The organism is Rudaea sp., assembly GCF_036383415.1.
In the GTDB taxonomy this organism is placed as follows: Bacteria; Pseudomonadota; Gammaproteobacteria; order Xanthomonadales; family Rhodanobacteraceae; genus Rudaea.
In genome coordinates this window covers 1-2,267 of sequence record NZ_DASVOK010000368.1, presented here as the reverse complement: position 1 = coordinate 2,267, position 2,267 = coordinate 1, and the positions used below count along the sequence as shown (strand labels likewise).

At 63.9% G+C, this 2,267-nt stretch carries 4 protein-coding genes and 1 pseudogene; 2 read left to right on the top strand and 3 right to left on the bottom strand.

The window, feature by feature from the left end; genetic code table 11:
* The 3 genes from VF497_RS13680 to VF497_RS13670 all read right to left on the bottom strand — a co-directional run.
* On the bottom strand, positions 1-359 hold a 359-nt coding region (locus tag VF497_RS13680), incomplete at its 3' end, for an AAA family ATPase (protein WP_330889624.1).
* A 65-nt stretch (positions 360-424) separates the two neighbouring features.
* Positions 425-1,210 (bottom strand): septum site-determining protein MinC, encoded by a 786-nt coding sequence (gene minC / locus VF497_RS13675; protein ID WP_330889622.1) that lies wholly within the window; start codon positions 1,208-1,210, stop codon positions 425-427.
* A 23-nt stretch (positions 1,211-1,233) separates the two neighbouring features.
* Positions 1,234-1,833: a GNAT family N-acetyltransferase gene (locus tag VF497_RS13670; protein WP_330889621.1), complete on the bottom strand. Its 600-nt coding sequence runs from the start codon at positions 1,831-1,833 to the stop codon at positions 1,234-1,236.
* Positions 1,834-1,846: 13 nt separating this feature from the next.
* On the opposite strand from VF497_RS13670, the gene VF497_RS13665 reads away from it, so the two are divergent.
* Both VF497_RS13665 and VF497_RS13660 read left to right on the top strand, forming a co-directional pair.
* The gene (locus VF497_RS13665) at positions 1,847-2,017 is read left to right on the top strand and encodes a hypothetical protein (RefSeq protein ID WP_330889619.1); all 171 of its coding nucleotides are present in this window, start codon (positions 1,847-1,849) and stop codon (positions 2,015-2,017) included.
* Between the two features lie 45 nt (positions 2,018-2,062).
* Positions 2,063-2,267: pseudogene (locus VF497_RS13660) on the top strand (sensor histidine kinase); the annotation flags it as partial.

Below are 2,267 nucleotides of genomic sequence, written 5' to 3'. Positions count from 1 at the left end.
TCGCAGACGACGTAGTCGAAACCGTCGGCAGCGAGTTCTTCGAGCACGCGCTGCACGCCATCCTGGGTCAGCGCGTCCTTGTCGCGCGTCTGCGAGGCGGCGAGCACGTACAGGGTTTCGTAGCGCTTGTCCTTGATCAGGGCCTGCTTGAGCGTGCACTCGTTGTGGATGACGTTGACGAAGTCGTAGACCACGCGGCGCTCGCAGCCCATGATCAGATCGAGGTTGCGCAGGCCGACGTCGAAATCGATCACCGCGACCTTCTTGCCGCGCTTGGCCAGGCCCACCGCGATGGAGGCGCTCGTCGTCGTCTTGCCGACGCCGCCCTTGCCGGATGTCACTACGATATTCTCGGTCAACTTGGAATCTCCATTTTTATATAAAGCTAAAACTGCAAATTTACACTCTTGCCGAACTGCCGTGGCTACGGCACCAACGCCTCGATCAGCAATTTTTCTCCGTCGAGCCAGGCCTGCACGGGCTTGCCGCGCAGTTCCTTCGGCAGGTCCTCGAAAACACGGTAGCGGCCGGCGATCGAAACGAGTTCCGCCTGGAAATCCATGCAGTAGATGCGCGCCGAAGCGTCACCCTGCGCACCGGCGAGCGCGCGACCGGACAGGCGACCGTAGATGTGGATCGAGCCGTCCGCGATCACCTCGGCGCCGTTGCCGACCATCGCGTTGACGATCAGATCGCGTCCGCGCGCGTAGACCTGCTGGCCCGAACGCACGGCCTTGTCGTGGCGTTGGCCCGACACCGTCGCGGCCGGCGCGCGAGCGGGCTCCGCCTCGGCTTTGGGTACGGCTTTCGGTCGGCTCGGTGCTGGAGCGGGCGCGATGCTGGCGACGGCGTCGTCCGCATTCTGCTTCTCGTAGACGGCGCGGAACTTGGCCAGCAGCGGCACGCCGAGTTCCTTCGCGAGCAACTCGTTTTCCGTTGTGCTGTAGGACAGGCCGACCGGCAGCATGCCGCCCGCGCGGATCGCATCGAGCAGCGCCTGCGCCTCGGTGGCGTCGGGCAACTGCGGCAGGCGGCTCAGGTCGAGGATGACCGGTGCGCGTGCGAACAACTGCGGCGCGGCGGCGACCTTCTGCTCGATCTCCTCGCGCAGCGCGGCGGGGTCGTTGAGGTTGAGGCGCAGGTTGGCGATGCCGACCTGGCCGAATTTCAGTTCGAGGATGGGCTCCGCGGCCGCTATCGTAGCTCGCATTGAATTGGGGGCTTTAAGTGATGTCAGGCGATGCGCGCTTGCTGCGCGGGTATGCCGTGCGTGCGTTCGGCAAGCCAGGGTTGATTCGGCAGGCCACCGGCATCGAGATATTTCTGCCGCACGAACTCGAAGCTGCACAGTTCCTTGGCGAGCAGCGATACATGGCGCGAGACACTGGCCATGTTCTGCTGGCCGACTTCGCGGAAACCGTAGGTGCCATGGAACAGCACGGCGACGTCGTCGCGCGGTTCGAGGAACACCTCGCAGGCGAGCAGCGGCACGCGCACTTCGGCGAAGCTGGTCACGTCAGCGTAAAAGATACGGCCGAGGCCGAGGCCGCGGTACGGACGGGCGATGACGATGCGGTCGATGTACAGGAACTGCTGATAACGTTCGCGGAACCAGAGGAAGTTGTCGCTGGCGTAATCGGCGTTCTCGCGCAGGCCGATGAGGAAGCCGGCAAGATGGTCCTCGGCTTCGGCGACGCGAAAATAGGCGGCTTCATCGTGGAACTTGCGCACGCCGGCCGCGTCCAGCGGCAGGATCGTGGAACCGGCGGCGTTGTTGAGCGCAAGGATCGAATCCAGTTCGTGCTCGCGAACGTCGCGAATGGTGATGCTCATGCGGAGGTGCTCCGTGGGCGTGGCGCGCGGCAAGGCGCGCTCGATGGCGCGTATTATTGCATGCGTCGCCGGCTTGGGCCATGACGCGGCGCGGGCTTTTTCGTTAAGGGCTTCTAACAAAAACCCGCAGGCACTGGCTTTGCCGGTGGACGCCGCCATGGTTGCCGCTTTTGCGCGGATATGACTTGTTGCATGTTGCGAGCGCGCGGCGGCGTCTTATGATGCAGGCATGAAGGTCTCCTTCTTCAATCACGTCCGCCTGCTCCGCTACGCGGGTCTCGTCACCTACGTCAGTGTGGGCATTCCGATCCTGCTTGTCGGCAACGGTCCTATCGTGGTCGGCAACCGCATCGGCTGGATCACGGCCTATGCCGTATTCGGTGTCGCCTACTGGCTGGCGACCGGGAACATGGGCGCGCGGCGTTCATGGTTGT

What these genes read in the sequence shown, in the direction of transcription:
- VF497_RS13670 (WP_330889621.1), bottom strand. Translation starts at nt 1,833, where the DNA reads ATGAGCATCACCATTCGCGACGTTCGCGAGCACGAACTGGATTCGATC.
- minC (WP_330889622.1), bottom strand. Translation starts at nt 1,210, where the DNA reads ATGCGAGCTACGATAGCGGCCGCGGAGCCCATCCTCGAACTGAAATTC.